Here is a 2,554-nt window from a genome sequence, read left to right as displayed (position 1 = left end):
TTATAATACTTTTGTTAATAAGTTTATAATGAGGAATGTTATTATGATTTTTACTAATCAATGAACTAATTAACCAGCTAACCAAGTAACTATCTGAGGTGTGATATTTATATGTTTCCTATTTGGGATGATGTACCTACAAGAAAGTTCCCCTTGATCACAGTAATTTTAATTGCAATGAATTCAATTATATTTTTATATCAGTTTTCTCTCGGTGGAAGATTCAATGAATTTATCTATTCGATGGGATTGCTTCCTTTTGAAATTACTCATCATATCGACCTTGCTCCGGTAGGTCCGTCTCCCATTTATTTAACCATATTTTCCTCTATGTTTATGCATGGTAGTATTGTTCACCTATTAGGTAATATGTTATTTCTATGGATATTTGGAAATAATGTAGAGGATTATTTAGGTAGAAAAAAATATTTATTCTTTTATCTTATTTGTGGGATCTCTGCTGCTTTAACCCAAATATTTCTTAATCCTGACTCAAGAGTACCGATAGTGGGAGCAAGCGGGGCTATTGCCGGGGTATTGGGTGCCTATTTACTGCTTTATCCTCGAGCAAAAGTTACTACGGTGATTATTTTTGTTTTTTTTATAAGAGTAATTAAGCTTCCCGCACTCCTTGTATTGAGTTTTTGGATAATATACCAATTTTTGTATGGTATATCTTCTTTGGCGGCTGCCACTGGAGAGGGTGGGGTGGCTTGGTTTGCCCATATTGGTGGTTTTATTAGCGGAATTATTTTAATTAAATTATTTCAATCATTTATGAAATAGTATCGATTATTAAGCGTTGAGTATCGGATATAGGTAAAGAAAAAAAAGGGAAAAAGCAGGGGTTTAGTTAATCAAAACCGTAAAAAATCAGGGGCGGATGAATCTGCCCCCTACACAAAAAAAACGATATTAAAACAAGTTTTGAATTTTAAATTATGGTTTTAGTTTTTCGTTTTCTTAATTTTTTATAACTTCTATCTATGATGCTATTTTTCTAATGCAATACGCAATACTCTATACTGGATACTTGACACTGTATATAAAGATTGATAAATGAAACTAAGTAAGCTATAATTTTAAGGATATCAGAAAAAATACCATAGGCAAAAGGAAGGGATAAGATATGATAGGTACTGTTACCTTAAACCCCGCATTAGATGTAATTTTAGAGGTTAATGATTTAAAAATAAATCATTATAACAAAGTTTTAAATGCCCATACAACTTCCGGTGGCAAAGGAATAAATGTATCTAAAGCAATTAGGGGATGTGGCAGGGAAACTATCGCTATAGGATTTTTAGGAGGCGGCAGAGGGAGAGTAATAGAAGAAGAATTAAGAGAGATGGGTATAACGACTAATTTTTGGCATATTGAAGAGAAGACAAGAAGCAATACTATTATTTCAGATATAAAAACCGGAGAGCACACCCTATTAAGTGAAGCAGGGCCTAAAATTACTGAATATGACTTAGAGATGCTAATGTCAATTTTTTACAGAGTTATGTCCCAATGTAGTATCGTTACCCTTTCCGGAAGCTTGCCTCGAGGTGTTCCGATAAATATATACGGTGATTTAATTTCTATCGCCAAAGAAAGAGGAGTAAAAACTATTTTAAATACTTCCGGAGAACAATTTATCAAAGGATTAGAAAAAAAGCCTTTTTTAGCAAAACCTGACCTTCGAGAAGTCAATCGCATTTTTGGAATTACTATTAATCAGGAAAAAAGTGCGGTCAAGGCAGCAAAAGAAGTGGTAGAGAGAGGAGCAGAAATCGCTGTAATATCTCTGGAACAAGAGAAAGATATCATTGCTACCCGGGAGAAAATATGGTTTGCAGAGACTAACTACCATCAGATCGTAAATTTAATCGGTGCAGGTGATGCTTTGATTGCCGGACTTGCCATTGCTCTCTCCGAAGAAGAAAAAAATTTTGAGCAAGCCATAAGCTTTTCTATGGCTTGTGCATTGGCCAGCGCTCTAAGAGAAGAAGAGGAATTTAGTTCAAGGGAAGAAGTAGAAAGATGTCTTCAATATGTGAAACTGAAGAAATTATAAAGATAGAAATAGAGAAAGGAAAATTAGGAATTGAAAATAAAAGATATTATGATCCGGGATGTGACCAGCGCTTTAGCCACCTGTAAGCTTAAAGATTTAATAGAAATATTATCCAGACATAAAATTAGCGGAATCCCAGTAGTTAACCAGAATCAAGAACTGATCGGATTTATCTCTTTACACGACATAATTAGTGCTACTCTACCGAATTATCTTGGAATTATCAACAGCAATTCTATTCTTTCTGAATTTATACAATTATCGAAAAGCTTAAAAGAATTTTCCGACCATCCGATTGAAGAATTTATGCGAAAAAATGTGGTTACTGTTGATGAAGATGACAATGAAGTTTTAGCAGCGGATCTACTTATTAGAAATAAAATTCCGCGGCTTCCTGTCTTACGAAAGGGGAAATTAGCAGGGATAGTAACGCTTACCGACATTTGCCGGGTGTTGATGAAAAATAATGAAAATAAAAAGATATAATAGTTG

The 2,554-nt window shown here is 34.0% G+C and carries 3 protein-coding genes; all 3 read left to right on the top strand.

Annotated features, from left to right (window positions below; all coding sequences use genetic code 11):
* The first annotated feature begins 111 nt into the window (after positions 1-111).
* The 3 genes from ENO17_01835 (at position 112) to ENO17_01825 (ending at position 2,548) form a co-directional block, all read left to right on the top strand.
* A complete protein-coding gene (locus ENO17_01835) occupies positions 112-786 on the top strand; it encodes a rhomboid family intramembrane serine protease (protein HER23785.1) in 675 nt (224 codons plus the stop codon).
* A 343-nt stretch (positions 787-1,129) separates the two neighbouring features.
* Positions 1,130-2,062 carry a 1-phosphofructokinase family hexose kinase gene (locus ENO17_01830; protein HER23784.1) on the top strand — a complete coding sequence of 311 codons (933 nt, stop codon included), beginning with the start codon at positions 1,130-1,132 and terminating at the stop codon, positions 2,060-2,062.
* A gap of 30 nt (positions 2,063-2,092) precedes the next feature.
* Entirely contained in the window at positions 2,093-2,548 is a 456-nt protein-coding gene (locus ENO17_01825; GenBank protein ID HER23783.1) for a CBS domain-containing protein, read from the top strand.
* Positions 2,549-2,554 lie beyond the last annotated feature (6 nt).

It is taken from the genome of Candidatus Atribacteria bacterium, from assembly GCA_011056645.1.
Taxonomy (GTDB): domain Bacteria; phylum Atribacterota; class Phoenicimicrobiia; order Phoenicimicrobiales; family Phoenicimicrobiaceae; genus Sediminicultor; species Sediminicultor quartus.
This window is presented reverse-complemented; position numbering and strand designations above follow the sequence as displayed.

Excerpts from the sequence above, each read along its gene's own strand:
- ENO17_01835 (HER23785.1), top strand. The coding sequence starts at position 112 with ATGTTTCCTATTTGGGATGATGTACCTACAAGAAAGTTCCCCTTGATC.
- ENO17_01830 (HER23784.1), top strand. The coding sequence starts at position 1,130 with ATGATAGGTACTGTTACCTTAAACCCCGCATTAGATGTAATTTTAGAG.